The sequence below is a fragment of the Oceanobacillus sp. FSL K6-0251 genome (assembly GCF_038004725.1).
Taxonomy (GTDB): domain Bacteria; phylum Bacillota; class Bacilli; order Bacillales; family Amphibacillaceae; genus Oceanobacillus; species Oceanobacillus oncorhynchi.
Map to the genome: position 1 here is coordinate 3267590 of NZ_JBBORS010000001.1, position 26429 is coordinate 3294018.

General features: G+C 38.7%; 19 protein-coding genes and 1 other annotated feature. Of the genes, 4 read left to right on the forward strand and 15 right to left on the reverse strand.

What is annotated here, in order from left to right; translation table 11 throughout:
* Positions 1-63: 63 nt before the first annotated feature.
* From pepF to spxA, 4 genes are all read right to left on the reverse strand, one after another.
* Entirely contained in the window at positions 64-1875 is a 1812-nt protein-coding gene (gene pepF / locus MKY45_RS16350) for an oligoendopeptidase F (RefSeq protein WP_042535439.1), read from the reverse strand.
* A 97-nt stretch (positions 1876-1972) separates the two neighbouring features.
* On the reverse strand, positions 1973-3169 hold the full coding sequence (locus tag MKY45_RS16355; protein ID WP_212929431.1) for a competence protein CoiA family protein: 1197 nt from the start codon (positions 3167-3169) through the stop codon (positions 1973-1975).
* 180 nt (positions 3170-3349) lie between these two features.
* A complete protein-coding gene (mecA, locus tag MKY45_RS16360) occupies positions 3350-4042 on the reverse strand; it encodes an adaptor protein MecA (protein WP_042535441.1) in 693 nt (230 codons plus the stop codon).
* 380 nt (positions 4043-4422) lie between these two features.
* Positions 4423-4818, reverse strand: a complete 396-nt coding sequence (spxA, locus tag MKY45_RS16365) for a transcriptional regulator SpxA (protein ID WP_040979700.1) — start codon at positions 4816-4818, stop codon at positions 4423-4425.
* Between the two features lie 426 nt (positions 4819-5244).
* On the opposite strand from spxA, the gene MKY45_RS16370 reads away from it, so the two are divergent.
* Both MKY45_RS16370 and MKY45_RS16375 read left to right on the forward strand, forming a co-directional pair.
* On the forward strand, positions 5245-5586 hold the full coding sequence (locus tag MKY45_RS16370; protein ID WP_042535443.1) for a P-II family nitrogen regulator: 342 nt from the start codon (positions 5245-5247) through the stop codon (positions 5584-5586).
* A gap of 18 nt (positions 5587-5604) precedes the next feature.
* Positions 5605-6972 (forward strand): ammonium transporter, encoded by a 1368-nt coding sequence (locus tag MKY45_RS16375; RefSeq protein WP_341173117.1) that lies wholly within the window; start codon positions 5605-5607, stop codon positions 6970-6972.
* 83 nt (positions 6973-7055) lie between these two features.
* Here MKY45_RS16375 and MKY45_RS16380 read toward each other — a convergent pair whose 3' ends face one another.
* The 6 genes from MKY45_RS16380 to MKY45_RS16405 all read right to left on the reverse strand — a co-directional run bounded on the left by MKY45_RS16380 (position 7056) and on the right by MKY45_RS16405 (position 14909).
* Entirely contained in the window at positions 7056-7652 is a 597-nt protein-coding gene (locus tag MKY45_RS16380; RefSeq protein WP_042535447.1) for a GNAT family N-acetyltransferase, read from the reverse strand.
* Between the two features lie 390 nt (positions 7653-8042).
* A complete protein-coding gene (gene larE / locus MKY45_RS16385) occupies positions 8043-8882 on the reverse strand; it encodes an ATP-dependent sacrificial sulfur transferase LarE (RefSeq protein ID WP_341173118.1) in 840 nt (279 codons plus the stop codon).
* A 205-nt stretch (positions 8883-9087) separates the two neighbouring features.
* Positions 9088-10338, reverse strand: coding sequence for a lactate racemase domain-containing protein (locus MKY45_RS16390; RefSeq protein WP_256704908.1), 1251 nt, complete (start codon positions 10336-10338; stop codon positions 9088-9090).
* 154 nt (positions 10339-10492) lie between these two features.
* Positions 10493-11497: a 4-hydroxythreonine-4-phosphate dehydrogenase PdxA gene (gene pdxA / locus MKY45_RS16395; RefSeq protein ID WP_341173119.1), complete on the reverse strand. Its 1005-nt coding sequence runs from the start codon at positions 11495-11497 to the stop codon at positions 10493-10495.
* A gap of 77 nt (positions 11498-11574) precedes the next feature.
* Positions 11575-12897 carry a four-carbon acid sugar kinase family protein gene (locus MKY45_RS16400; RefSeq protein ID WP_341173120.1) on the reverse strand — a complete coding sequence of 441 codons (1323 nt, stop codon included), beginning with the start codon at positions 12895-12897 and terminating at the stop codon, positions 11575-11577.
* A gap of 242 nt (positions 12898-13139) precedes the next feature.
* On the reverse strand, positions 13140-14909 hold the full coding sequence (locus MKY45_RS16405) for a sigma-54-dependent Fis family transcriptional regulator (protein WP_341173121.1): 1770 nt from the start codon (positions 14907-14909) through the stop codon (positions 13140-13142).
* Between the two features lie 1028 nt (positions 14910-15937).
* Between MKY45_RS16405 and MKY45_RS16410 the strand changes: the two genes are divergently transcribed.
* A complete protein-coding gene (locus tag MKY45_RS16410; RefSeq protein ID WP_042535459.1) occupies positions 15938-17311 on the forward strand; it encodes a GntP family permease in 1374 nt (457 codons plus the stop codon).
* 255 nt (positions 17312-17566) lie between these two features.
* Here MKY45_RS16410 and MKY45_RS16415 read toward each other — a convergent pair whose 3' ends face one another.
* Both MKY45_RS16415 and MKY45_RS16420 read right to left on the reverse strand, forming a co-directional pair.
* Positions 17567-18913 carry a gluconate:H+ symporter gene (locus MKY45_RS16415; protein WP_042535461.1) on the reverse strand — a complete coding sequence of 449 codons (1347 nt, stop codon included), beginning with the start codon at positions 18911-18913 and terminating at the stop codon, positions 17567-17569.
* A gap of 744 nt (positions 18914-19657) precedes the next feature.
* On the reverse strand, positions 19658-20884 hold the full coding sequence (locus MKY45_RS16420; RefSeq protein WP_341173122.1) for a putative glycoside hydrolase: 1227 nt from the start codon (positions 20882-20884) through the stop codon (positions 19658-19660).
* Between the two features lie 211 nt (positions 20885-21095).
* Positions 21096-21269 (forward strand) — a binding site (T-box leader).
* 119 nt (positions 21270-21388) lie between these two features.
* On the opposite strand from MKY45_RS16420, the gene trpS reads away from it, so the two are divergent.
* Complete coding sequence (gene trpS, locus MKY45_RS16425; protein ID WP_341173123.1) at positions 21389-22378, forward strand: tryptophan--tRNA ligase; 990 nt, start codon at positions 21389-21391, stop codon at positions 22376-22378.
* A 45-nt stretch (positions 22379-22423) separates the two neighbouring features.
* Here the strand turns inward: trpS and MKY45_RS16430 are convergent, their stop codons facing one another.
* The 3 genes from MKY45_RS16430 to MKY45_RS16440 all read right to left on the reverse strand — a co-directional run bounded on the left by MKY45_RS16430 (position 22424) and on the right by MKY45_RS16440 (position 26372).
* Entirely contained in the window at positions 22424-23185 is a 762-nt protein-coding gene (locus MKY45_RS16430) for a YjbA family protein (RefSeq protein WP_332093795.1), read from the reverse strand.
* A 979-nt stretch (positions 23186-24164) separates the two neighbouring features.
* Entirely contained in the window at positions 24165-25406 is a 1242-nt protein-coding gene (gene fabF, locus MKY45_RS16435) for a beta-ketoacyl-ACP synthase II (RefSeq protein ID WP_042535473.1), read from the reverse strand.
* 27 nt (positions 25407-25433) lie between these two features.
* A complete protein-coding gene (locus tag MKY45_RS16440) occupies positions 25434-26372 on the reverse strand; it encodes a beta-ketoacyl-ACP synthase III (RefSeq protein WP_042535475.1) in 939 nt (312 codons plus the stop codon).
* Between the last annotated feature and the right edge of the window lie 57 nt (positions 26373-26429).

Genomic DNA, 26429 nt, shown 5'->3' on the forward strand with positions numbered 1-26429 from the left:
TAGCATCTATTATATCTAAAACGGTCAGGAAACCGAGCTTCCTGACCGTTTTTATGATTCATTTTATTTTTCCAGCAATGCTTCCATCTCTGTCAATTTTTCTTCAAAAACATCCAGCGCATCTAAAATAGCTTGTTTCTGCGTCATATCCACGCCAGCTTTTTTCAATACATCAATAGGGTCCTCGCTGCTGCCGGATTGCAGGAAGCCTAAATAGCGGTCCACAGCGCCTTCTTCCCCATCTAAAATCTGCTTTGACAGCGCCGTTGCTGCAGAATAGCCTGTAGCATATTGATATACATAATAATTCATATAAAAGTGAGGAATTCGCGCCCATTCTAAGCCAATTTTTTCATCACTTACAACGTCTTCTCCATAATACTTTTTATTTAAATCATAATACACCTCTGTCAGCTTATCAGCAGTTAACGCCTCTCCATTTTGAGCCAGCACATGAATATCATGCTCGAATTCAGCAAACATGGTTTGGCGGAATACGGTTCCGCGGAAACCTTCTAAAAAGTGGTTTAATATATATAGCTTTTCCTTTTCGTCATCCAGATGCTCTAATAAATAATCGTTTAATAGTGCTTCATTTGTAGTCGACGCCACTTCTGCTACAAAGATGGAATAGTTTCCATAACGGAACGGCTGATATTTTCTCGAATAATAGCTGTGCACAGAATGTCCCAATTCATGAGCCAGCGTAAAAGTATTATTCACATCATCCTGCCAGTTCAAAAGAATATATGGATTTGTTCCATATGTCCCTGACGAGTAGGCGCCGCTTCTTTTTCCTTTATTTTCTTCTACATCGATCCAGCGCTCGCTAAAGGCTTCCTCTAGAATACCGGCGTATTCTTTCCCTAATGGCTTTAAGCCTTCCAGGACGTATTTTTTAGCTTCTTCATACGTAACAGGCATTTTCACATCTTTTACGAGCGGTGTATATAAATCGTACATATGCAGTTCATCGACACCGAGAATTTTCTTTCTTAATTTGGCATAGCGATGCAATAAAGGTAATTTTTCATTCACTGCCTCAACTAAATTATCATATACCTCCTCAGGTATATGGTTATTATCTAGAGCAGCCTGACGTGCACTTTCATAATTCCGGACTTTCGCATTAAAATTATGTGATTTCACCTCTCCGCTTAATGTAGAGGCAAATGTATTTTTAAATGAACCGTACGTGTCATACATCGCATTAAAAGCTTGTTCGCGCACATTCCGGTCCGATGATTCCATAAATGTAGAGTATCTGCCGTGCGTCAGCTCAACTTCTTCCCCATCCGCATTTGTGATGGACGGGAAGGTTAAATCGGCATTATTCAGCATACCGAATGTTTGTGAAATGGCTCCGATCGGTTCATCTGCCTCTGCAAGCAATATCTCTTCCTTCTCGCTTAATATATGCGGACGGCTGTGATTTATATCATCTAATACTTTTTTATAAACCTGAAGTTCTTTGTTCTCTTCTATAAACTGCTTGAGCTTTTCTTCCGGTATTTCTAAAATCTCCGGTACAAGAAAGCTAAATTGGCTGGATGCAGTCGTCAGCAGATTTTCTGCCTGCGCATTTAACCCTTGGTAAAAGGAATTCGTCGTATCCTGGTCCGTGCGTAAATGACCATAAACATACAACTTACCTAGACGCTCTGACAGTTCATCCTGAACCTGTAATGCTTCTAATAACGTATCTGCGGAAGTCCCTAATTTCCCTTTATACGCTGCCAATTTTGAAATATCATTTTTTAAGCTTTGAAATTCTTCTTTCCATTGTTCATCCGTCTCAAAAATATCTTCTAAACGCCACGTAGACTCTTCTGGTATTTCATCACGCTTTGGTAATTGTTTTGCTGCTTTTGCCATACGATTATTGCCTCCCTTTTTACAATTCAACAGTACTTTCTGTTTCCAACAACTCTTCCGATGTAAATGTATTAAAGCCATACTGTTTTTATTCTTCTTATTTAGTATAACGAAATAAGGGCGAATCATGCTCGTATTTTGCTTTTTTTTCTGTAAAAAATGGATAAAAAAAGGACTGATCTCCCTGAGCTGCCTGCTCCAGCGAAGAATAACAAATAATTTCTTTCTTAGTCCGCAGAATGGAGGAGGATTGTATGTCTATATATCCGGCACGTTGGATTAACTGAAGGTAATAACTCAATGCATTGGAAAAATCGAAGGTGCCTTTGCCGTAGAAGGAATAAAGTATTTTCTTTACCCGGCCGATATCTGTCCGCTCCCCTGCTTTTAAATCAGCTAACCAAGTGACATACAGCTCTGTTTGCCACTTATAAAACGGAACAGGCACAGCAGCGTAATAAGGAATCGGTATAAAACAGATACTTGGAAGATGCTGAAACAGGTATCCTTTACTGTATAGCCACCTCCGCAGCTGATAGACAGATCCATAAGCTCCCTCCACTTTTATACGGAGACGTTGTACTTCTTTTAACCAGACCTCCGGAAACTTGCCGGGATTCTTTTCTTTGTGAAAGAGATGTTTAAAATGCAGCTTATGAAGCGGGTAGATAAACTGTTTAGCAAAAAGCTTAGAGGTTTGTAGAGGATGTAAATGATGAAGAACAGCCATTTCTGATAGAAACGGGTCGTAAAAAAACAATTGCGGATAATCCTTTTGCGGAGAAGAATGAATAAACGTATCTAAAAAATGATTTGTTTGAAAAGTGCAGGCTCCTTTCCGTTTTAAATATTTCGCTCCGAGAATCCACATGGATTCGATTCCGATTGATTTGTAACCCTGAATCCTGCTTAAGATTTCTTTCCGCGGGATTCTTGAACATTGAAACTCAACTGCTATTTTCTTTTGGCCAATACAAATAAAAATATCAGCCCTTTGAGAAATTTCAGGAAAATATACTTCTAAATCTGCTCGCATATTAAATCGTGTCAGCCACTGAAATAATTGCAGCTTCCCTCTTGCATGATAAGCTCCTTCTCCTCCCGAAAAAAGACATGCTGTCTGAGGTAAATGGGAAAAATGGGGCACCACCCTTTCTCCCGACCGGATAATCACTCTTTCTTCACAGACAGGACAATAAAAGATATTTTTGTTCTCTTTCCAAACAGCAATCTCTCTTTGCGAATGACGAAATAGCAGAATAGACTCTCCCGTTTTACTCATTGCTCGCTGCAAGCTTTATCACCTCCTATACATATATTATTTCGACAGCGTTTCTGCTTTTCCTGCTTTTTTCTGCTGCTGCATTTTTTCAAACAAATGACTGAATTTGAACACCGCTCCATTGTAACGGCAAAAAAAACATCAAAAAAACCTACAACAAATCGCAGCAAATGATTTCTTGTAGGTTTTATATCAGACATCCTTTGGAAAATAGGTACGAACCTGCTCAAATGCATTGTTTTCCATCAACCTCTTACCGTATTCTTCCAAAAGATGAATAGAAAGGGATGAATCTGATGCGTATTCCAGCACTTGGCTGATGACGTCTTCCTGACGATGTTCATCTAATACATCATAAGAAAATTCCATATATAAATAGTAGTTATCTTTATAGGAATATAACGTCTCTTCTCCAAAATCACTTACATCCTGCAGCTGGTGACTAAGCTGAATCAGATTCTCAAACTCATCAAATTCAACAATAATCCACAAATTCTCTTCCATCAGTTCGTCATTCTTTTCATCTTCGTCTTCTTTTTTATTGTCTCCAAACTTCTCTTCTAAAATATTGTCCAGCTGATCATCTACTGGTAAATCAATATTCCCATCCTCGGTTTCCAGCTCTAAATGTTCACCATTTTTAGAGACCTTCGCTTTCGTAACAACAATTTCAAGACCTTTTTCCATCGCTTGAACTTGTATCCAAAGCGGTCCTTCCGGATTGAAATCCTCACGATAGTTGACTTCATCCATCATCTGCCAGAACAATTGCTCACTTCTTTCCCGATTGTACCAGATTTCTTCTTTTTCAAAACCTAATTCCTCTATATCAACATAAGAAATATAAAATTTAATCGTATTTTCATTAATTCTTTCTATCTCCACAGTAAGCTCCCCCTTCTCATTAAGATAGAATCATCTCCTGCACCTTTATTCTAAACGGATACCTGAGCCGACAGCATATAATTAACGTCTCTATAATAGATGTACCCAAATCAATGTAATCCTAATCATAATCCTTATTTATCACATTGTATGCAAAAATGCAATCCACAAGAAATGAATACGCCCAGTTCCTGTCACTTTTCTGAAAAAACAGATGAGCATCCCTATTAAATACGAATATAGCTATACATTTTATTTAGTTAGTTATTTTAACGTATTTCACGTGTTTTGTCATTTATCAGAGCTTATTTGATTTTCACCATTTTTACCCATAAAGAAAGGCGCAGACATCATCTGCACCTTAACTGACTTATTTATTATTAATTAACCATTCGTTGTGCTTCACGTAATTGGAAGGTTCTAACGGTCCGCGGTAAGAAACGGCGAATCTCATCTTCGTTATAACCAACCTGCAGTCGTTTTTCATCTAAAATTATAGGGCGACGCAATAAACCAGGATTATCCTGTATTAAATTAAATAAATCTTTCATCGGCAGCTGGTCAATATTAACATTCAGCTTTTGAAAAACCTTCGATCTTGTAGAAATAATCTCATCTGTTCCATCCTCAGTCATACGCAATATTTCTTTAATCTCATCAAGAGATAAAGGTTCAGAAAAGATATTACGTTCTGTAAAAGGAATATTATGCTCTTCCAGCCATGCTTTTGCTTTTCTACATGAAGTACAGCTTGGTGAGGTATAAAGTGTTACCATAAAACTTCACTCCTCAATCTAATTTATATTTTCAACATCCACCTAAACTTTATTAAATAATAATAAGTATAATCTGTTCATATGTACTTATTATACACCAAATATCTAATAAAAGGTAGGGGGTGCGATAAAATCATTTATTTAAATTCTCTTACCGCTTCTCACATAGTTTTAAGATTCCCTCATCTAATTGATAATAAACCTTTAAACCACATAAATTTTATTTACCCGATATAAAATTTATAATTCTGCCTGTACTATAAATTATTCCACTTATTATCACGGGATAAACGTCTTTTTTCCTGAAAGCGTTTTAATCAAAATGTTCTAAAAAAAGCTTGCTATTTTAATAAATACATAATATGATATTAAACATAACTTTATATGTTAGGTTTCCTAACATAATTTTAAAAGGAGGAATCCTCATTGAAAAAGGTGGAAGCAATTATACGCCCAGAGAAGTTTCAGGATTTACGAGAAAAACTGTCAGCAATCGGTTTTGACGGCCTGACCGTGACAGAAGTAGCCGGGACCGGCAAGCAAAAAGGCAAAATTGGTGTATATCGCTCTACAGAGTTCGAAGTCACCTTACTATCTAAGTTAAAGGTGGAATTAGTTGTTTCCGAAGAACGAGTCGATGATATAGTCGGCCATATTATCGACGCTTGTAAAACCGGACAAATTGGAGACGGGAAGATTTTCATCTCCCCAATCGAGCAGGTAATCCGCATAAGAACAGGAGAAAGCGGGACAAAAGCAATTTATTAACAGACAGGAGGAAATCATATGTTAAAGAAATCATTTACATTAGCTATCGTATTATTTTTAATAACAACACCCGCATACGCTCAAACACCGACTGTAGAATCATTAGAGCTTTCCATCAATCTTGTATGGGTGATGCTTGGCGCCTTTTTAGTTTTCTTTATGCACGCAGGGTTCGCTATGGTGGAATCCGGCTTTACCCGTTCAAAAAATACATTAAATATCTTAATGAAAAATTTTTTAACCATCTGTATTGCCGCTATTCTATTTTTCGCAGCCGGGTACGGGATTATGTTCGGTTCTTCCGCAGGAACTATTATTGGAACAAATGGTTTCTTTCTAACTGATGTGGAAGATATTGGTTTCTTCGTATTTCAGGCTATGTTTGTCGCAACATGCGCAACAATTATGTCAGGAGCAGTAGCAGAACGAATTAAATTAGGGAGCTATATCCTTATCGTTATTGCCATGACCACTTTTATTTACCCTGTAGTCGGACACTGGATCTGGCAGGGAGATGGCTGGTTAACAGCTCTTGGCTTTAGTGATTTCGCCGGATCTACAGTTGTTCACTTAACCGGAGCTTCTGGAGCACTTATGGTTATTTCCATTCTTGGTCCAAGGATCGGAAAATACAATGGCAAGAAAGTTAATGTTATCCCTGGACATAATTTACCTCTCGGAGCACTCGGCGTGTTTATCTTATGGTTAGGATGGTTTGGTTTCAACGGCGGCAGTACACTAGCGGCTGATCCATCGCTTGTCCCCTATGTTATCGGAACAACCTTGCTATCCACCTCTGCTGCGTTAGTATCTTCCTCCTTCTACACAAAATTACGATTTAAAAAAATGGATGCATCCTTATCCATGAATGGGGTTTTAGGCGGTTTAGTAGGTATAACTGCCGGCGCAGCAGAAATTTCCTTAGGCGGCTCTATTCTCGTCGGGCTGGTTTCCGGTATTTTACTAGTAGAAGCCATCCGCTTTATCGATACAAAACTGCGGTTAGACGACCCTGTAGGAGCAATTGCAGTTCATGGCATCTGCGGAATTTGGGGTACATTAGCTATTGGATTCTTCTCGATTGATACCGGATTATTTCACGGAAATGGTTTCAGTCAGTTAGGAATTCAAGCAATCGGCGTTTCAGCAGTAATCATTTGGGTTTCTGCCACAATTGGAGGATTCACTTATGTATTAAATAAAATCTCCCCCATTCGCGTATCTGCTGCAGAAGAAAAAGCCGGACTGGACTTCTCAGAACATGGTTCCAGCGCCTATCATTTTAAAGACAGTTATTTAGAAGGAACTTCAAGCCCGAAGGCACCAATTGGTCTGGCAGAACGTTTAAACCAAAAAACACCTGTTGAAAACCCGACAAAATCTTAATAATCCTTTTCTAAACTTAAAAACACTGCAGAGGAAATACTTCACTCCTGCAGTGTTTTTAAGCTTTCATTAAAGAATCGCCTTTAATTCGATTCTTTCCGTTTTTGCATACCTTCTAAAAGGTTATCCGATTTTTCATCTTCATTATAACGCAATACTTCATCTGAAGGCTGATATTTTTTTCCATAAATCTCTTTGTCCTTGTATGTATGAATATCTTCATACATTTTTTTCATCTGACTATAAATAACTTCCTCTGAATCACCCTGAGGAGACCAATATAAGATTTCCATCGGTGTTTCTTCATCCGTTGCCAGTGATTTGCGGTTATATCCAATCGCTCTTGCATGACGAAAACCTTCACGGGAATAAAACTTTAATCTTTTTTCCGAGTCGGTATCATCATAATTAATCGGTTCCACTTCCAGAATAATCGCCTTATTTTTTTCTTTCAGCTTGTCTATCAGCTGATGACCAATCCCCTGCCCTCTAGTATTCGATGATACCCAGAGATAATCAATAAAAAGAAATGTATCGAATTCCGCATACATCAATACATGTTTTGGACTCTCATCTTTAAAATAGACATCGCCCTTTTCCGCCAGTAAAAGCTCCATATGCTTTTTAGATTTCATCTCTTCTACCGGAAAATAATCGTTCAGCTTTTCATACCAATTCATTCAGGTTGCTCCTTTTCGATTATTATCGTTCCATTATAACCGATTTCATTTTAATTGTGAAATGATAGCAGGAATCCATAATTTCCTTTCTGAACACGACAAGGTTTTGCTGATTTTAGAAAAGCAATCAAAATAAAGCACTTCTCTGTTTATGGTTCCTTCTTTTCATATAATTTCAGATTGCTATAAAATGAAACTTCATTCAGCAGGAGTTTTACAGGCGGTTCTCCGCGATAAAAAAAGAGCAGCCTTCAATCTTTCACAGGCCGCTGAAAAAAGCCCGGTAAAAACAAGCCGTCCAATAACTTTCTTTTGGACTGCGTGATTTTTACCTGCTTTTTTAAGTTCCCTCTTCCAGATGAAAACTGCTTCCTGATTGATTTCGATGGTTTAAGCGTGCGCTGACAGTTTTGTTTCCCATTGACCCTGCTCGATAACTTCATTCATGCTTCCTGTACGGTAGCCAAGCAAATCGACAGATACATAATCAAACCCAAAGCTGACCAGCTTATTTTGGATTTCTTCCTTTTCATCAAGTAATTCCAATATTTTGTCTCCAGCTACTTCGATACGCGCTACATTATCATGATAGCGCACACGCACCTCTTCAAAACCAAGCCCTTTTAAATACAATTCAGCTTGATCGACTTGCTGAACGATTTGTTTGTTTAGCTTCGTACCATAAGGAAAACGAGAAGCCAGGCTGCAGGATGCCACTTTATCCCAAACAGGAAGCTTCAATTCCTTCGCAAGTGCGCGAACTTCTGTTTTATAAAAGTCTGCTTCCTGCAGCACACTGCGGATACCTTCCTCTGTTCTTGCTTTTAATCCCGGACGAAAATCCGCTTCATCATCCATAATCATGCCATCTAAAACGTACGAATAACCCATTTCTTCAGCCAGTTTATTCAGATGTGTGTAAAGCAGTTTTTTACTGAAATACCAGCTCTCCGGATTATTTGCTATAATATCTGGATTTTCCAGTTCTTTCATTTCTGTTTGATGCACACGGACCCCCAGATTTTCAGCTAATTGTACACTGGCTTCAAATTCAGAGTCGCGAAAAAGCTCAGAGTTTACAACCACGGCTAATACATTGTCCCCAAGCTCTTCCTGCGCCCGCTTCAATACAACTGCACTATCTACTCCGCCAGAAAAGGCAACCATTACGCGGCCCATATCCTTCAAAATATTGCCTAAGTGTTTATTTTTTTCTTGCAGATTATTCATTTTTACATACACTCCCCAACAAGCAATTTATTGTTACTGATTTCATCTCAGCATCTTAAACTTCTATTAAAATGTTTTAAATAAACTTCCTTTTGATTATAGACGACAAATAATTTCTTTATCTTTTCCACTTTCATTTTAACATAGCCAACTCGTCCATTCACAATGATTAAAATAAATGAAGTAACCTAACTTGCCTTTCTATTTACATTGGAGGAAAATAGCCCTCTGCATCAAATTCCATTTGATGCAAATCCTCTAATACCTCAATGTTTTCATTCTCTTTCAATTCATTGAAAATCACTTCTGATACAAATAACTCTCCGATATGAAGCGTGTTTGGAATCCGCACGATTCTTGCCTCATCCGACGGGACGCCCCAATTGGCGCGGAGTGCTGCTTCTAATGCTTTCCGATCACTATCAAGGACGATTGGAATTTTAGCTCTGTCTAAAAATGTACTTGTTACAACGTTTTCATTCATGGCTTTTAAATCAATTACTTCAAATAAACGTTTTGTTGTCAAATCCGCCAGACCAATCCCTAATGCATTCCCATGGCTGGCCTCACTTAATTTAGAAGCAATCACGTATTTGACACTAGGCTTTTCAGGCTCCTCTACTCCCAGCACCCGTATACGGCCAATAATGTTTGTATCCATGCCTGTTCCACTATGATTTTTGCCTATTTCATCAACAACTAATATATCCATCTCATCAACCGGAAGACTAGGCATTAAAGCAAATGCACGTTTTAATAATTCTCTTTCACGTTCTTCAATTTGATTAGGATCAATCGCTTCAATAATCGCGGTTTCTTCATGCGCATTTTCTACAATCGCTATACCAAACAGTGTATTTGAATGACTGATCGCAACCTTGCCAACCTCAGGCATCATATCACGAATTCCTCTGATGCCATGTGTATGAAGCGCTAACGCCTGCTTATGTTTTCCCATACCAATCGATGCCATTTTCAAGATACCACTTTCAATATCCTTTTTAAAATCGGTATGCGGCTTCACACGCCCCATCACGATAATACCATCCGCTTCATATGCATGCCTGTCAACATAAACAGGAATACCAGCTGATGTTTTGCCTACTTCTACAACTTCCATGGATGAACGAATTTCGCAGCCGGTTGACACCTCTGTTACCCCAAGTCCATCAAGTACCTCGATTTGACCTTCCGCAGTAGCTCCGCCATGACTCCCCATCGCCGGGATAATAAATGGTGTTGCACCTCTTTTTTTAATTTCATCCGCTACACCCTTGACAATAAGCGGAATATTAGCAATCCCGCGGCTTCCGACAGTAATTGCAATTTCCATGCCGGGTTTGATTTTCTTATCCGCATTCACATGGTTGAATTGCTCTGAAACAGTTCCTGTAATATCGTCCAGACTTTCCACTTCAAATTTTTGTCTAATTTTTGCCATTTTCGGTAAAGACATTGTTTACAGCTCCTTTCAAATTACGTTTATCTAAAATCGATGAAATATTCTCTGTTTTAATGAGGAATTTATTCTTCCGTAACCCCCAGTCTCATACTTGCCAGCTTTTCATGCCAAGAAGCAAGAGGCTGATCACAACCTCTTGCTCAATTTTTTAGGATTCATTTTCTGGGGCTAATTCAACTGCCATACGCAGCGCTTCTTTTAATGACAGCTCGTCAGCAATATTTTTGCCGGCAATATCAAATGCTGTCCCATGGTCAACACTCGTACGGATAGTCGGAAGCCCAACTGTAATATTCACGCCAGCTTCCAGACCTAATACTTTAATCGGGCCATGTCCCTGGTCATGATACTGCGCCACAACGATATCAAAATCACCGCGTTTCGCTCTAAAGAACAGTGTATCTGCCGGAAGCGGCCCTTGCACATTGATTCCTTCAGCCTGTGCTTTTTCAATGGCCGGAATGATTTTTTCTTCTTCTTCCCCGTTACCGAACAGGCCATTTTCTCCAGCATGCGGATTGATGCCGCAAACTGCGATGCGAGGAGATTCAATTCCTGCTTTTTGTAATGTTTCATGCGCAAGCCTAATCACTGTATATTGACGCTCTGCATTATTTTTCTTGATTGCATCCATCAGTCCAACATGAGTGGTTGCGTGAATCACTCTTAAACCTGGCGCAGAGAGCATCATTGCGAAATCTTTTGTATTTGTCAGTTCTGCTAAAATTTCTGTATGACCAGGATAAACATGACCAGCTTTATGAAGTGCTTCTTTGTTTAAAGGAGCTGTACAAATTCCTTGAATTGCCCCTTCATTTGCATAGCTGATTGCCTTTTCCAAGTAGCGGAATGCAGCATTTCCCGCTTCAGGGGAAACCTGCCCCCATGGTAAATCCTCAGAAACCAAATCTAAATCAATAATATCAATTGTGCCATATTCATATACTGCTTCCTCTGGTTTAGTAATGCTGTTTACTTTAAGCTCTACATTTGTTACTTCCAGTGCTCTTTTTAATATTTTTGCATCACCAACTACAAATGGATGGCTTGTTTCATAAATATGTTTATCATTTAAAGATTTGACAATAATCTCCGGCCCCACTCCTGAAGGGTCACCCATTGTAATCGCAATCGTTGGTTGTTTCGCAGCCATAATAAATTCCTCCTAATTATCCTAATCTTTTTTGCCAAGCATATTGTAATTACCAACCATACACCTGGCGTTATATGTTACTTTTTATTGTTCATCACAGGTCCCTGCACTTTTGTAATTGTTTCAAGGGCCTTGGATAGCGCTTGTTCCGTTCCAAATGCGCCTGCTTTGGTTACAACAGGAAGCCCATCGAATAATCCGCCGAAAAGCTGCCCATAAGGGATACCGGGCTCCACTTCTCCAATCACCCGAATTCCTTCTCCTTTTAATGCTTTACAGGTTGCACCTGAAATGTCGCCGCCGGTTAAGACTGCACCACTAATATCATTCGCTTCAATCAACTGACCAGCAATCATTCCCATGGATTCAGCAATTGTATAACCTACATCAAAGTTTGATAAATCAAGCTCCTGCTTCAGCTGCTTTACTCGATTTCTCGCTTCTTGTCCGCGATCCGTTGTTATTACTAAATCCCCTTTTGCCAATAACGCCTGGCCAGACTGAACGATACGATCTATTTCATACTTTCGTTTGTCGTTGTCAAAGAACGCTTCAGGAGAAATAACAATCTCTTCTATATTATTCCCTTTTTTCAAATCATGAATCTGCTGATCGGTAATCATGTTCACACTGCCTGCTACAACCAGTACTGGCGGACGTTTATCTGATTGGTTGCTCTGCAATACCTCTTTCCGGTTACCGCCTGTACTGGAAAGATGAGAGGCTACCCCCGCCGATCCGACCCAGAGAAATTTTTCTTTCAATGCTTCGGCCGCTTCAACAATCGCCTTCAATTCTTCATCTGTTGTTGCGTCAATGACAATAATTTGAGATGAGTTTGCAGCAGTCAACTTCAACATTTTTTCCAGTATATGATCTTTTCCTTTTTGCACATCCGAAATGGAAATCAATTGGATATCCCGTTTACTCTGTTCCTCCAATAATTCTGGAAGGTAGCTCTGCTTTACAGGACAGGAGGGATCATTGGACATTTCCGAGTCTGCTAACAGCACCCCATTCACATAGTGTTTTCCTTCCACCGTTGTCCGTTTGCTTTTCGGAAAGGCCGGTACTACAAAAGAGGTTTTGAATTGAAAGACATCCATTACTGCATCGATTTCCTGACCGATGTTCCCTCTCATTGTAGAATCGATTTTCTTAAAAACGTTTGTTACCCCTAATCTGTTCAATTCTGTAGATAGCTTAAAAACAATATCATATGCTTTTTGAAAATCGAGTGCACGGCTATCTGAATTTAAAACGATGACATCTTCACTTAAATGCGATGATTGTAATTCGGTGTCTGAAAAAAGTACGGTCGTACTTAACCCTCTGTTTGCAAATTGAACACCTGTATCATTTGCACCAGTTAAGTCATCTGCAATCACTGCCAGTTCCAACTCTATTTACCCCCTTCTGAACAATCTCCGTTTTTCTTTTATTGTTTAACTTTTCTTGTATGATATTTATCTTACTTTAATTATAAGGAGGTTGTTTATACACTAATAACGTTTTCATTCATAATGATAAACCAATCCGTTGTATTTTGCAATATATTTTATTTATTTTTATTTCCTTTTTAATAACATGTTGTATTTAGCATCATATTGTAATTTTATTGTCAAAAATAAAACGCAAGCTGTTATTTCAGCTTGCGCCATAAGGTAGAACGATTGATTCCCAAGCGTTTTGCTGCTCTGGATTGATTCATTCCTTCTTCTTCAAGAACCTTTATGATGACTTGTTTCTCAATTTCTTCTAATGTACCGCTCATATCCACATACGATAACACATCATTCTGCTTTGCTTGTTGTTCTACCCGCTTAAACACAGTATCCACTTCTGTTTTCTCAATATAATAAGATTGAGATTCTAAAAACAATTGTTCAATGACATATTTTAATTGCCCAACATTTCCGGGCCAATCATAATCAATCAGCTGCTCCAGTGCATCGTTGCGGATTCCGACAACTTCATTGCCATATTTCGGATGCAGATCAGAAATAAACACATGAACTAAATACTCAATATCCTCTCTGCGTTCCCGCAGCGGAGGTATATGAATATGAGATTGAGCTAACAATTGAAACAACTCGCGATGGAAGGTGCCATTTTTAATTATTTTTTCCATATTATCCCCAGAAGAAATAAGCCATTGCGGATTCCGGTTATTTTCATTCTGAAGAAATTGCAATAACTCCTTCTGCATGTAATGTTTCAATTTATCAATATTTTTCAAGAAGAATATACTGTTAGCATATTTTTGAAAAAAGCTTTCCTTCATCAGGTCTTTCCATTGTTCTGCAGTTATCACATCACAGTGCAAGGTAATCAGCGGTTTATCTGCTGTTTGCCTTTTCAAATAAATAGAGTGGACAACCAGTTCTTTGCCATTTCCCTGCTCTCCCGAAACCCAGACCGGGCCGTCAAGTTCTCCGAAATGCTCGATTTGATCCATTACATGATGAATAACATCACTTTTCCCTAAAATTGGAGTACGGGCAACAAAGGTGTGTAATTCAATAACATTGGAATCTATATGTTCACTTCTCGTAATCGTTTGGGGCGAATGTGCATTTTTAAAAAATAAGATGGTTGCGTCTTGAATCGGGCATGTCGTTATTTCCCATAATTTATTATTGATGGAAAGCGTTTTTACTTGCTTCTCATTCGCTAAGGTTGTTTCCTGTATAAGCTTCTTAACATCAGTATTGTCTAACTTTAACCAATGAAACTCATGGTAAAATTGCTCATTCCCATAAATCACTTCATTGTCCTGATTAAAAACACCGATAGCCTGCTCTTCACTGTCAAGAATGGTTTCCATAAATGCGATATTCTGTTGCAATCTTGAAAATAAGCGGTAGGATCTTCGTGTCTCTTCCAGAGCGTCTATCACTGCCTCTTTTCCCGATGTAATCAATACTCCGGTCATTCCTAATTGTTTAGCCGTCTGCACAGTGACAACGTCCCCAATTACAACCTCGTAACCATCCTTACTTAATTCCAGTAGTTTTTCTTTTACTTCGCTGTCTCTCGTAATTGTTAATGTTTTAATATCTAAATCCAGCAGTTCAGATATGGTAGCAGCACCTTGGGTAATATTTGAAAATCCCACAATAGCAGCTTTACCGGAAAATCCTTTCACAAGTGTTAAAATTCGCAGCACATCATAGCCGGAAACTTGGATATCTATTACCGGTATCGATACGGCCTCTTGGATCATGGAAGCTGTACCCCCGCGGCTGACGATAACATGGTACCCTTCATTTTCAGCATTCTTTGCAATAGCCACACCTTCTGACAGGTTACCTAATTCCACTTGTAATTCAATATCCTCTACTTCTTGGCTAACTTCTTTCATCATTTCAAGCAGTCCCTCATACGGGACAATTACTAATACTTTTATCATTCAACTTCACCTTCTGTCGAAAAAATCAAGTTATCGATTTCTTTATTTTTTTAAGAAAAGAGCTTATTTTGTTCCATTGTATCAAGAAAAATTCGGGTAAGTAATCTGAATTCTTGTTCTCTATAAAACAAAACTTCATTCAGCGGGGGTTTTACGGGCGGTTCTCCGTGATAAAAATAAATGACAAGATAATTTCCTTGTTTTCATCCATTTGAATAGACGTACCTGCCCTTTCATACACATTTCTTATTTAATTTTTTATCACGCAATCGTTCCTTATGTAACCCCTTTGGTTTATTTTGCATCGAACTCCCGCTAAATGTCCAGTTAAACGGAGATTTAGCTTCTTGATTCCACTGCCAAGCTATTGTTTCTGGCTACTACCAATTAAAACATATTTCAACAGTTTCATTTGCATTTTCACCGAAAGCACGAATTTTCTTCACACACCTTAGCAGTCATTGACGTTGAAATGCATTATGTAAAACATTCCTTCCCCTGCATAAAACGAAATTTCATTCAGAGGAGTTTTACGAGCGATTCTCCGTGATAAATGACCCATCAGGAAACAAGGTATACATATTCATGTTGAAAAAAGTAACAAAATTAATATAAAATATCTACTTGACAAGTTCTGTTGAAGAATATAGAATTCATTACAGCACAATGTGATGCGATAAATAACATTTCTCATTATTTTTTAAAGATTTAATTATTTAATTGAAAAAAGTGTTGCAATTTTGGTGATTCAATATATATTAGAAATCCTGCTGTTCACTTATATACGCGGAGAGGTGCATGAACTTTTATTTTTAAGTTTTATTTAAGCACTTACAATCGTCCGCAAAAAGGGTGATGCACATTCTAATTATATTTTTTTAAATTGAAATCGCATTCTTTTTGCATAAATAACAAATGCTGAATAAAAGTTGCTACATTCTAGAATCAAATGTGCTTTTATGAGAAATGGTATCCATCGTTTTTATTTTTGTTTCAAATGTAAACATTTACAAAGGGGGAGAAATATTATGGAACCATCAGGTATCCAAATGGTTTCCGGGTTAATACTTGGGGTAATTGTACTAATTTTATTAGTTTTAAAGACAAAGATTCACGCATTTCTAGCACTAATCATTGCTGCTTCCATCGCAGGCCTTGTTGGGGGGATGGTCCCAGGCGATGTTGCTGCTGCTATCTCAGAAGGTTTTGGCAGTACGCTTGCATCTATCGGGATTGTCATTGGCCTGGGCGTCATGATGGGACGCATCCTTGAAATTACCGGTGCTGCTGAAACACTCGCTTATTCATTAATTAAATTTGTCGGAAAGAAAAAAGAAGAATGGGCAATGGCGATTGCAGGGTATATCATTTCAATTCCAATATTTGTTGACTCTGCTTTCGTTATTTTAAATCCTTTAGTTAAAACGCTTTCTAGAAAAACAGGAAAATCTGTTATCTCCATCGGTGTTGCCTTAGCCGTTGGTCTCGTACTCACTCATACCTTAGTTCCTCCTACGCCAGGACCGTTAGGAGTAGCTGGCATTTTCGGAGTAGATATCGGCATTATGATTGCATTAGGCCTTACGCTGGCGATTCCGCTTATGATTGCAGGTGTTCTTTATGCAAAATGGCTAGGAAAAAGAATTTACCAGCTGCCTGATGATTCCGAAGCAGGCTTCACTAGACCAGATCAGCATATGGGTTATCCAGAAATGGTTGAAGTCATTAACGAAAGAGCAAAGGATCTTCCATCTTTTGGACGTTCATTCTTGCCCATTTTAATTCCTATTATTCTGATTTTCTTGAACACAACGCTGGATGCTTTAGAGCTAACAGAAGGTGTTTATGGAATTTTCATCTTCTTAGGTCAGCCGATTATAGCCGTTGCATTAGGTCTTATCGTTGCAATCTATGCGCTGGCGGGTAACCGCGGCCGGCTAAATACATTGGAGGAAATGGAAAGAGGAATTCAGGATGCGGGTATAATTCTGCTTGTTACCGGTGCCGGCGGTGCGCTCGGAAACGTATTACGTACAAGTGGAACAGGAGATTATATTGCACAGCAAATTGCTGAACTGCCGCTGCCAGCTATTCTGATTCCGTTCTTCGTTTCGACAATGGTCCGTCTGGTTCAAGGAAGCGGAACAGTTGCTATGATTACAGCAGCATCCATTTCAGCACCGATTTTGGCACAGATGGATGTTAATATGGCACTAGCTGCGTCTGCTGCAGCACTCGGATCTTTAATTTTCTCTTACTTTAACGACAGTTTCTACTGGGTTGTGAACCGTATGTTAGGAATCAAGAACGTGAAAGAACAAATCATGGTTTGGTCCGTACCAACTACAATCATGTGGTTTATAGGATTTATTTGTCTTCTGATTGCCAACATGATTCTTTAACTATAACAAAATGAAGGGAAGGAGAAGTGATTTTTTCCCTCCCCCTTCAACAAACTTATCCCGATTTTTTTTCTGCCTGCTGGCATCGTAAAGTGCAAAAAACCAACCATTTATAGAATCAATAAATGGTTGGTTTTTTGTGTTAAATTTAAATAGAAGAATGTAAGAACCAAATTCAGCTGCATACGTTGCCTGCACCTTTCACAGTACTGCCACACTTCTCCGCATCACTTTTATCGAACTAGTTCTGCCTCTTTAAATGATGATATCCAATAATAAAGTACATACTAGACCAGATACAGCTACAATGGTTGAAAGTACCGTATATGTTCCAAATGCTTCTTTTAAGGACATCCCCAGAGATTCTTTAACCATCCAGAAGCCAGCATCGTTTACATGAGAGGCAATGGCACTGCCTGCACCGGTTGCAAGTGTAACGAGTTCCAAGTTAACGTCCGGGATTCCGGCAAGTGATGGAATAACTAACCCTGCAGTAGTTAATGTTGCAACTGTCCCGGAACCTAAACAAATACGTAAAATCGCTGCAATCATCCACGCAAAAAAGACGGGAGACATCATGGAACCTGCAAAGATATCAGCAACGTAATCTCCGACACCTCCATCAATAAGCACCTGCTTTAACGCTCCGCCGCCACCGATGATCAGCAGCAGCATTCCTAATGCGTTAATCGCTGAAGAGCAGGAATCCATTAATTTTTTAACAGGAATATTTCTTCTTATTCCCATCGTATAAATTGCCAGTAATAAAGAAAGTGTCATAGCTGTTGAAGAATTACCAATGAAACGAATCACATTCATAAATAAATTATCAGAAATGCCCAAAGCTGGCTGAATCATATCAACAATCGCACCTAAAGCCATTAATATTACAGGAAACAATGCTGTAAATAAGCTAATTCCAAAACCAGGCGTTTCCTCTAATTTGAACGTTTTCTGGACACCAAACGATTCGCTGCCTTCTCTGGTAAATGCAGTAGGCACAATTTTTTGCGCAAGCTTTGGATATAAAATTCCTGCAATAATTACGGTCGGAATAGCAACAATAATTCCATAAATTAAAACCAACCCAATATTTGCGCCATATTCTGAAGCTACCGCTGTCGGACCAGGATGCGGAGGCAAGAAAGCATGTGTTGCCAGCGCAGCTGTAACCATCGGCAATCCTAATTTCACGATAGAAATTTTTAACTCTTTTGCTATCGAGAATATAATTGGAACAAGTAATACGATGGCTACTTCCAGGAATAAGGCGATTCCAACGATAAATGAAGCAAATAGAACTGCCCATTGAATTCTTTTCTCACCAAATTTGTCAATCAACGTTATCGCAATTCGATTAGCCCCGCCGGAATCAGCAATAAGTCTTCCAAGCATAGCGCCCATCCCAAAGATTAACCCGATGTGGCCAAGCGTTCCTCCTAATCCGTTCTCAATCGATTCAACAACTTCTCCCATAGGCATTCCAAGTGCTAAAGCTACTATAAATGAAACAATAACCAATGAAACAAATGTATTTAATTTAAATTTCATAATAAAAATAAGTAATAAAAGTACCCCTAGTGCAACAATTAATAATGGCATCTGTCTGTCCCCCTGATGTAAGTTTTAGCAGTTCTATTTGTTTATGATAAAGATGTTGTAATTTTTAATTCTCTATAAATGACATCATGATAAGCTTCTGCGGTATACGCTTTCAACAAAAATACAAATTTGTTTTTTCTCCTTGAATGAGAGTGCTTACAAACGAAATAGATTAAAATGGAAAGTCCATTTATTTTAATCTATGTTCCTCATTTGAAAATCACATACCGCCGGAATATAGAATGAATCAGAAACCTTCCCCTTCTGATGTCAAAGATATAAATTCACAACACTTTTCTTTTTCACTGCCTGAAATAGTTTAGATATTACTTTAATTGTTGTTTTTGGCAACAAAAAACATTCTATACTTTGTGTATATTATTGTCAAGAGAACAAACACTATTATTATGTTGGTTTTTGCGACAGTTTCTATTTTTTGTTAGATTAAGTTTCAAGTTTCGTGTATAAGAAAATAAGCAGGTGTGGCGGATACATAAAACGAATTTCACTCATTAGGAGTTTTACGGACGGTTCTCCATGATTAAAGTGTGATGAGATCGAAGCAGTGCACAGATTTAGATAAAAGAATGGAGTCAGCAAGAATATTCATCGAAGAAATAAAAACAGCCCGACACTGTTCAAAATTCCGGTGTCAGGCTGTTCCAATATCATTTGATTTTTGATTTTTTATTTTTTTCTTATTTACTCGGTCGAGCAGTTTTCATTCATCCTGGAGCTTTTCCATCAGTCTTCTTTTCCAATTAAATAATCTACATTTTCCGTATAGGTATTACCTGCATTCCACAACAGGAATTCATTAATATCATTTTCATATAATGCTTGTATTTGTGCTTCTACTTCTTCTTTGCCATATTCAAATGTCGGTCCGCTGTATAACCATGGCGCACTAAAATCCTGCAACCATGGACGAGATACAGGCGGTTCATCCAAAGCACCCAAAACTTCATTTTCTACTTGGGAATATTCATCGACAAGAGCATATGGTTCTTCATCTGGATTAGAAAGTCCAAAATAAGAACCCCAATGGCTTGGATAAATCATAGATGAAATAATATCTACATTCTCAGAGATTTTTGAGAAGTTTTGGCCAATTCCCGGTGTTTCCTCTATCGTTGCTGCATACCCGAAAATATCTACGGATACATCAACATCATAATCGCTTAGTTCTTCACGGGCATAAGCAACAAAATCAGTCACTGCTTCGACACGCTTTTGAACATTATCCATATCTAAATCTGCATAATCCCCCATGGAATATTCTAAATCCTCATCTCTATTTTCAAAGCCCTCCGGATGTCGAACATAGTCAAATTGTATTTCTTTAAAGCCCATTTCTGCGGCCATTTTAGCTATTTCTACATTGTATTCCCATACTTCTTTTTCAAAAGGATTCACAAATGCATGACCGCTGCCGTTTGTCCAAACTTCTCCATTTTCTTTAAAAGATAGATCAGGACGGGCTTCAGCTAAAATATTATCTTTAAAAACAACAATACGCGCAATTGGATAAATTTCTTCTTGCTCTAATCGTTCCATCATTGCATCGGGGTCAGAAATAAATGTTGTGCCTATTTCTTCATACACTGATCCTTCCTCAGGGGCAAATGTGATATGTCCGTAATCCTCTTTCACATCGATTACCATTGAATTTAAATCTGTGGAAGATACTAAATCTATTAAACTTTCCATTTTTTCTCCGCCGGCTGAATTACCAGTAACATAGATTCCCCGTACTGCATCCGGATATGTAAAATTATAATCAGACGTAATAACAAAGCGGCTAAACCGTTGGGAAGTATCTATTTCTTCTAAGCTCGTAGACCGCTCTTTATGCGATTTTGCTACTACATCCGCGCCATCTTCTGCATGAACTTCATTTGCTTGCCCCAGACCGACCAATGCTGCACCAGCAACAACAAAAGCCGTTACCAGATTCCTCCATTTTTTCATCCAATCAATCTCCCATTTGAATATATTTTATTACTAGTATAAATGAAGGAAGGAAGTTTTTAAAAGGAAAACTCGTAAAAAGTGGAAAAAAGTTTTATTTTGTAGGTAAATATACATCCAAAAAAATATCGCTGGCTATTTTGTCGATTTTCTTATGTATAGGTTACTTGCAATTTGTTAAAAATAAACTTATAATAAACTTAATTTAATAGCAAAAGCATTGAAGAAGATATAGTACATCTTTCCCCCTGATTTAAGAGAGCTTGTGGTGCTGAAAACAAGTATCATGGGAAGGTGGAATTGGGCTTTGGAGCTTTATTTTACTAATGAAGTGATTCTATTTATAGAATAATCAGGGTGGCAACGCGGTTCATTCGTCCCTATTTTGGGAATGAGTGGGCTTTTTTTATTGCCTGGGAAATAATTCAATATTTAATCCTGATTCCTCAAGCTCACACAGCGGATATCTTTTCTGCTTGGAAATAAATAAATGAGGTGAAGACATTGCAAACTATTTTTTCAGGAATTCAGCCTAGTGGCACATTGACCCTAGGAAATTATTTAGGTGCACTTCAACAATTCGTCGAATTACAGGATGAATACGATTGTTATTTCTGTATTGTTGATGAGCATGCAATCACTGTTCCACAAGATAGATTAGCGTTAAGAAAAAATATCAAATCATTAGCTGCACTTTATCTGGCATCAGGAATCGACTCGAATAAGGTAACCCTGTTTGTCCAATCTGAAGTTCCGGCCCACACGCAGCTGGCATGGATTTTGCAGTCCATCAACTATATTGGCGAACTGGAAAGAATGACACAATATAAGGATAAATCAAAAGGACAGGAAGCTGTTTCTTCTGCTTTATTAACTTACCCTACACTTATGGCAGCCGATATTTTACTGTATAATACAAATGTCGTTCCTGTTGGGGATGATCAGAAGCAGCATCTGGAACTGACCCGTAATTTAGCACAACGCTTTAATCACCGTTTCAACGATATTTTTACAATTCCAGAAATTCGTATTCCAAAAGTTGGTGCACGGATTATGTCTTTACAGGATCCGACGAAAAAGATGAGCAAATCAGATACGAACCAAAAGGGATACATTTCTATGCTGGATGAACCAAAACAAATAGAAAAGAAAATCAAAAGTGCGGTTACCGATTCAGAAGGCATCGTGAAATTTGATAAAGAAAATAAACCTGGCGTCTCCAATTTATTAACCATCTATTCTGTTTGTACTGGAGAATCTATTGAAGCTCTGGAGAAAAAATATGCTGATAAAGGCTACGGAGATTTTAAACAGGGTGTAGCTAATGCAGTCATCAGTGTATTAGAACCAATCCAAGAAAAATATAAAGAATTAATCGACTCAGAAGAGCTGGATCTTATTCTGGATGAAGGAGCCGAAAAAGCTTCTATCACTGCTGGAAAGACATTAAAAAAAGCAAAAAAAGCGGTGGGATTAGGCAGAGTCAGAAAATAATGCTAAAAAAACAAGGAAACGATTTTTTACCGTTTCCTTGTTTTTTTAATTTTGTTTCGATGTATTTTCTTCGGGCTCCATTTCAGCTTCCCACATTCGTTCCAGGAAAGCCTGCCCACGTATCAGTTTCCTGCAAAGTTCTTCATGCGCTCGACTCCAGCCGTCTTTTAAGCCGTTATAAAGCGCCTCCCAAACCTCCTCTTCATTCATATATTTAATAGAAGGATATTTTTTAGGATTCCATTCTGTAAGCCAATACCTTAATTCTTGTTTATTATTTGTTGTTTTTAACTGATCTAATCCAATCATTAACAGCTGTTTAAGCTGACGTTCTTTCCTTGTCAGTCCATGAATAAAAGATGGCGGCATAGATAGCATATGGTATTCCTTTTGATAGCTTTCCTTTTTAAAGCCGTAGGTTTTTTGTTCTGCTTTTTCAATCATGCTGTACACTAATTGTTCCTGTCTGGGTATCAGCCTGCTTTTTCTAACTGGAATATAATACCCCGCTGTATCAAAAGCAAGTATTTCCATGCCATCTGTGACTACAGCTGCATATTCCAATACCGTTCTTTTTTGTCCTTTTCGTATCGTTGCTCTTTTATAGATACTATCGAGTAAATCTTTTGGAAGCTCACGAATATCATTTTCAATGTATTCGAATAGTTCGCTCGATATGTACAGCAGCGGTACTTGATCTAATAATTCAACAGAATCAGATTTTCGCCATTCGTGGAAGGGGCATACATTATATCCGTTCTCTTCCCCTTCAAACCAATTTACCCAAGCGTCATGTAAATATAACATTTCCTAACCCCACCTTATCTGCCATTTATTATCTTTTAGTTCAAAAGAAAAATTTGATGCGTTATATTCTTGTTACGTTCTATATCTTTTGAACTTGAAGGTTAAAATACATTATGACCATCTCTCATATTTTTATGCGAAATCACTTATTTTTCTACACTAAAATGACGGAGGGAAATAAGGATCAGCAATAAACCTAAAGGAAGAAAATAACATTCTAACCGCCCTGCTATAAATGTAAAATAGTCAGCCCAGCTTAACCCGGCGGGGAGAAAATTGAAATATGCTATGATAGTAACACTTCCTGTAACTGTCATTCCAAATCCGACTAGAAATATAAAGAAAGAGCCCATCGTATCGCCTCACCTGCTTGTCCGTTTATATCATTCTATGTGCTTGTCCCACGGAAAATACAAGGTTTTTACAGGATGTTAGAAAAACCAAGAATACCGCTTGGTCTTTAAAACATCGGTGTTCTTGCCGAAGAGATGTCCGCTACGGGAAGTCGCTTTCCGCGGGCAACGGCTTAGCCTCCTTTAAAGAAGACTTGCTGATTGGCAAGCCGTCAGGCGCAGACAGAAGCATAGTCGCACTTATGCCCAGCGGGTAGGAAGAAAACCGCTTCCTGCTCAGGTCTACCTGTTGCTTTTCCCGCAGGAGTCGACAACATCCGCTCCCATCTAAGTGGAATTATGTTTTATTTGCTTTTTCACAAGGAAATAACGCAAATTCTAGCGACGGTTTTGATGGGGCGAGTAATCGCAATGGTTTTCGGTGGGACGAGTAATCGCAGTCCCAGTCCCAGAAGAAATACACGGAGACTCCTGTGGGAATGCGCAGTGGGAAGACCCCGCAGAAAAAAAGTGTTCTTCTTTTTTTCGAGGAGGCTGAGCTCAAGCCCACGGAAAGCGGAGTGTATTTCTGGAGCGGATATTTAAGAAAAAAGCCTATCCCTAAAAAAGGGATAAGCTTCTTTTAACTATGCTTCATATTTTTTAAACACTAGCGCTACATTATGCCCGCCAAAACCTAATGAATTACTTACTACTGCATTCACTTCCTGCTTTCTGGCTTCATTTGGCACATAATCTAAATCACATTCCGGATCCGGATGTTCATAATTAATAGTTGGAGGGACAATTCCATCAATGATTGCTTTAATGGAAATAATTGCTTCAATCGCCCCTGCAGCTCCTAATAAGTGACCAGTCATTGATTTCGTTGAGGAAATAGCTAAACTGGACGCTTTTTCACCAAAGACCGTTTTAATCGCCTCTGTCTCATACTTATCATTCAAGTCTGTACTTGTCCCGTGCGCATTCACATAATCAATATCATTGGAATCCAGCTTTGCGTCAGCAATTGCATGCTGCATCGCCCGGGCAGCGCCCTCCCCATTATCAGCAGGTGCTGTAATGTGGTATGCATCGCCTGTTGCTCCATAACCGACAATTTCTGCATAAATTTGTGCGCCGCGTTCTTTTGCGGATTCCAGTGATTCTAAAATCAGGATACCCGAACCTTCACCCATAACAAAACCATTTCTTTCTTTATCAAATGGGCGGCTTGCTTTCTTCGGATCATCGGTTGTACTTAATGCTTTTGCTGACGTAAATCCAGCAAATGCCATATTGCTGATTGGCGCTTCTGTACCGCCGGTAATCATTGCATCTGCATCACCGCGTTGGATTGCTTTGAATGCATCTCCAATAGAGTTTGCACCAGAAGAGCAGGCTGTTACTGTACAAGCATTAATACCTTTGGCTCCTAATTGAATAGACACTTGTCCTGCAGCCATATCCGGAATCATCATTGGCACAAAAAACGGGCTGACACGTTTCGCACCTTTCTCTAAAAACTTTGAATGCTGGTCCTCCCATGTTTTCATTCCCCCGATTCCAGAACCAATCCAGACACCGACACGGTCAGCATTCTCATCTGTAATTTCTAATTTTGCATCCTCTACAGCCATTTTCGCAGCTGCCACAGCATATTGTGTAAAAGGATCCATTTTGCGGGCATCCTTTTTCTCCATATAAGCAGCCGGATCAAAATCTTTTATCTCGGCAGCTACTTTCGCTGTGAATTGTTCTTTATCTACTTTCGTAACAAAATCAACACCTGATTTCCCATTAATAATGCTTTCCCACATCGTAGAAACATCATTACCAACGGGAGTTACAGCTCCTAGTCCTGTTATTACAACTCTTTTTTCCACGATAGTAATCCTCCTTTAATTAGATAAAGCTTACCTGCCCCAGCGCATTGCAACCGCTCCCCAGGTTAAACCTCCTCCGAATCCTACTAATACGATTAAATCATTATCTTTTATTTTACCTTCTTTTACTGCTTCAGACAAAGCCATAGGAATCGAAGCAGAAGAATTATTTCCAAAACGCTCAATCGATTTCGCCATTTTATCCTCGGAAATACCTAATCGCTCTCTTGCCGCTTCCATAATCCGGATATTTGCCTGATGCGGAACAAGATAGTCCACATCTTCACGAGATAATCCAATTTTTTCAACAACATGGATGGTAGACTCCGGCATTTGCCTCACAGCAAATTTAAAAACCTCTCTACCGTTCATGATGATATGATCTTCTTTATTTAAATAGAGTTCCTTCCCTCCAGCGCCATTTGCACCGAGTTCAAAGGACAGGATACCTTTCCCTTCAGATACTTCACCAATGACCGCTGCTCCAGCACCGTCGCCAAATAAAACACAGGTCGAACGGTCGGTCCAGTCTGTAATTTTAGACAATTTTTCACTCCCGACAACGAGTACATTTTTATACGTACCTGCTGCAATGAATTGATTTGCTGTAATCACACCATACATAAATCCGGCACAGGCTGCTCCAACATCCATTGCTGCGGCATTTACAGCACCTAATCTATCCTGGATCAGGCAGGCAATGGATGGAAAAGCTGTATCCGGTGTTACTGTCGCTACCAGAATTAAATCAATATCTTCCGCTTTCACATTTGCATCTTTCAGCGCTTCTATGGATGCATGATATGCCATATCTGAAGTATCAATATCGTCTGTAGCCAGCCTTCTTTCATGAATTCCGGTCCTGGTTCGAATCCATTCATCGTTTGTATCAACGATTTTCTCCAAATCATGGTTGGTAACTACATTTGTAGGCAAATAATGGCCGGTCCCTAAAATACCGATACTCATTTAACCGCGCTCCCCTTCTATAATAACATTAATATCAAACATTATGACTTGGTACTA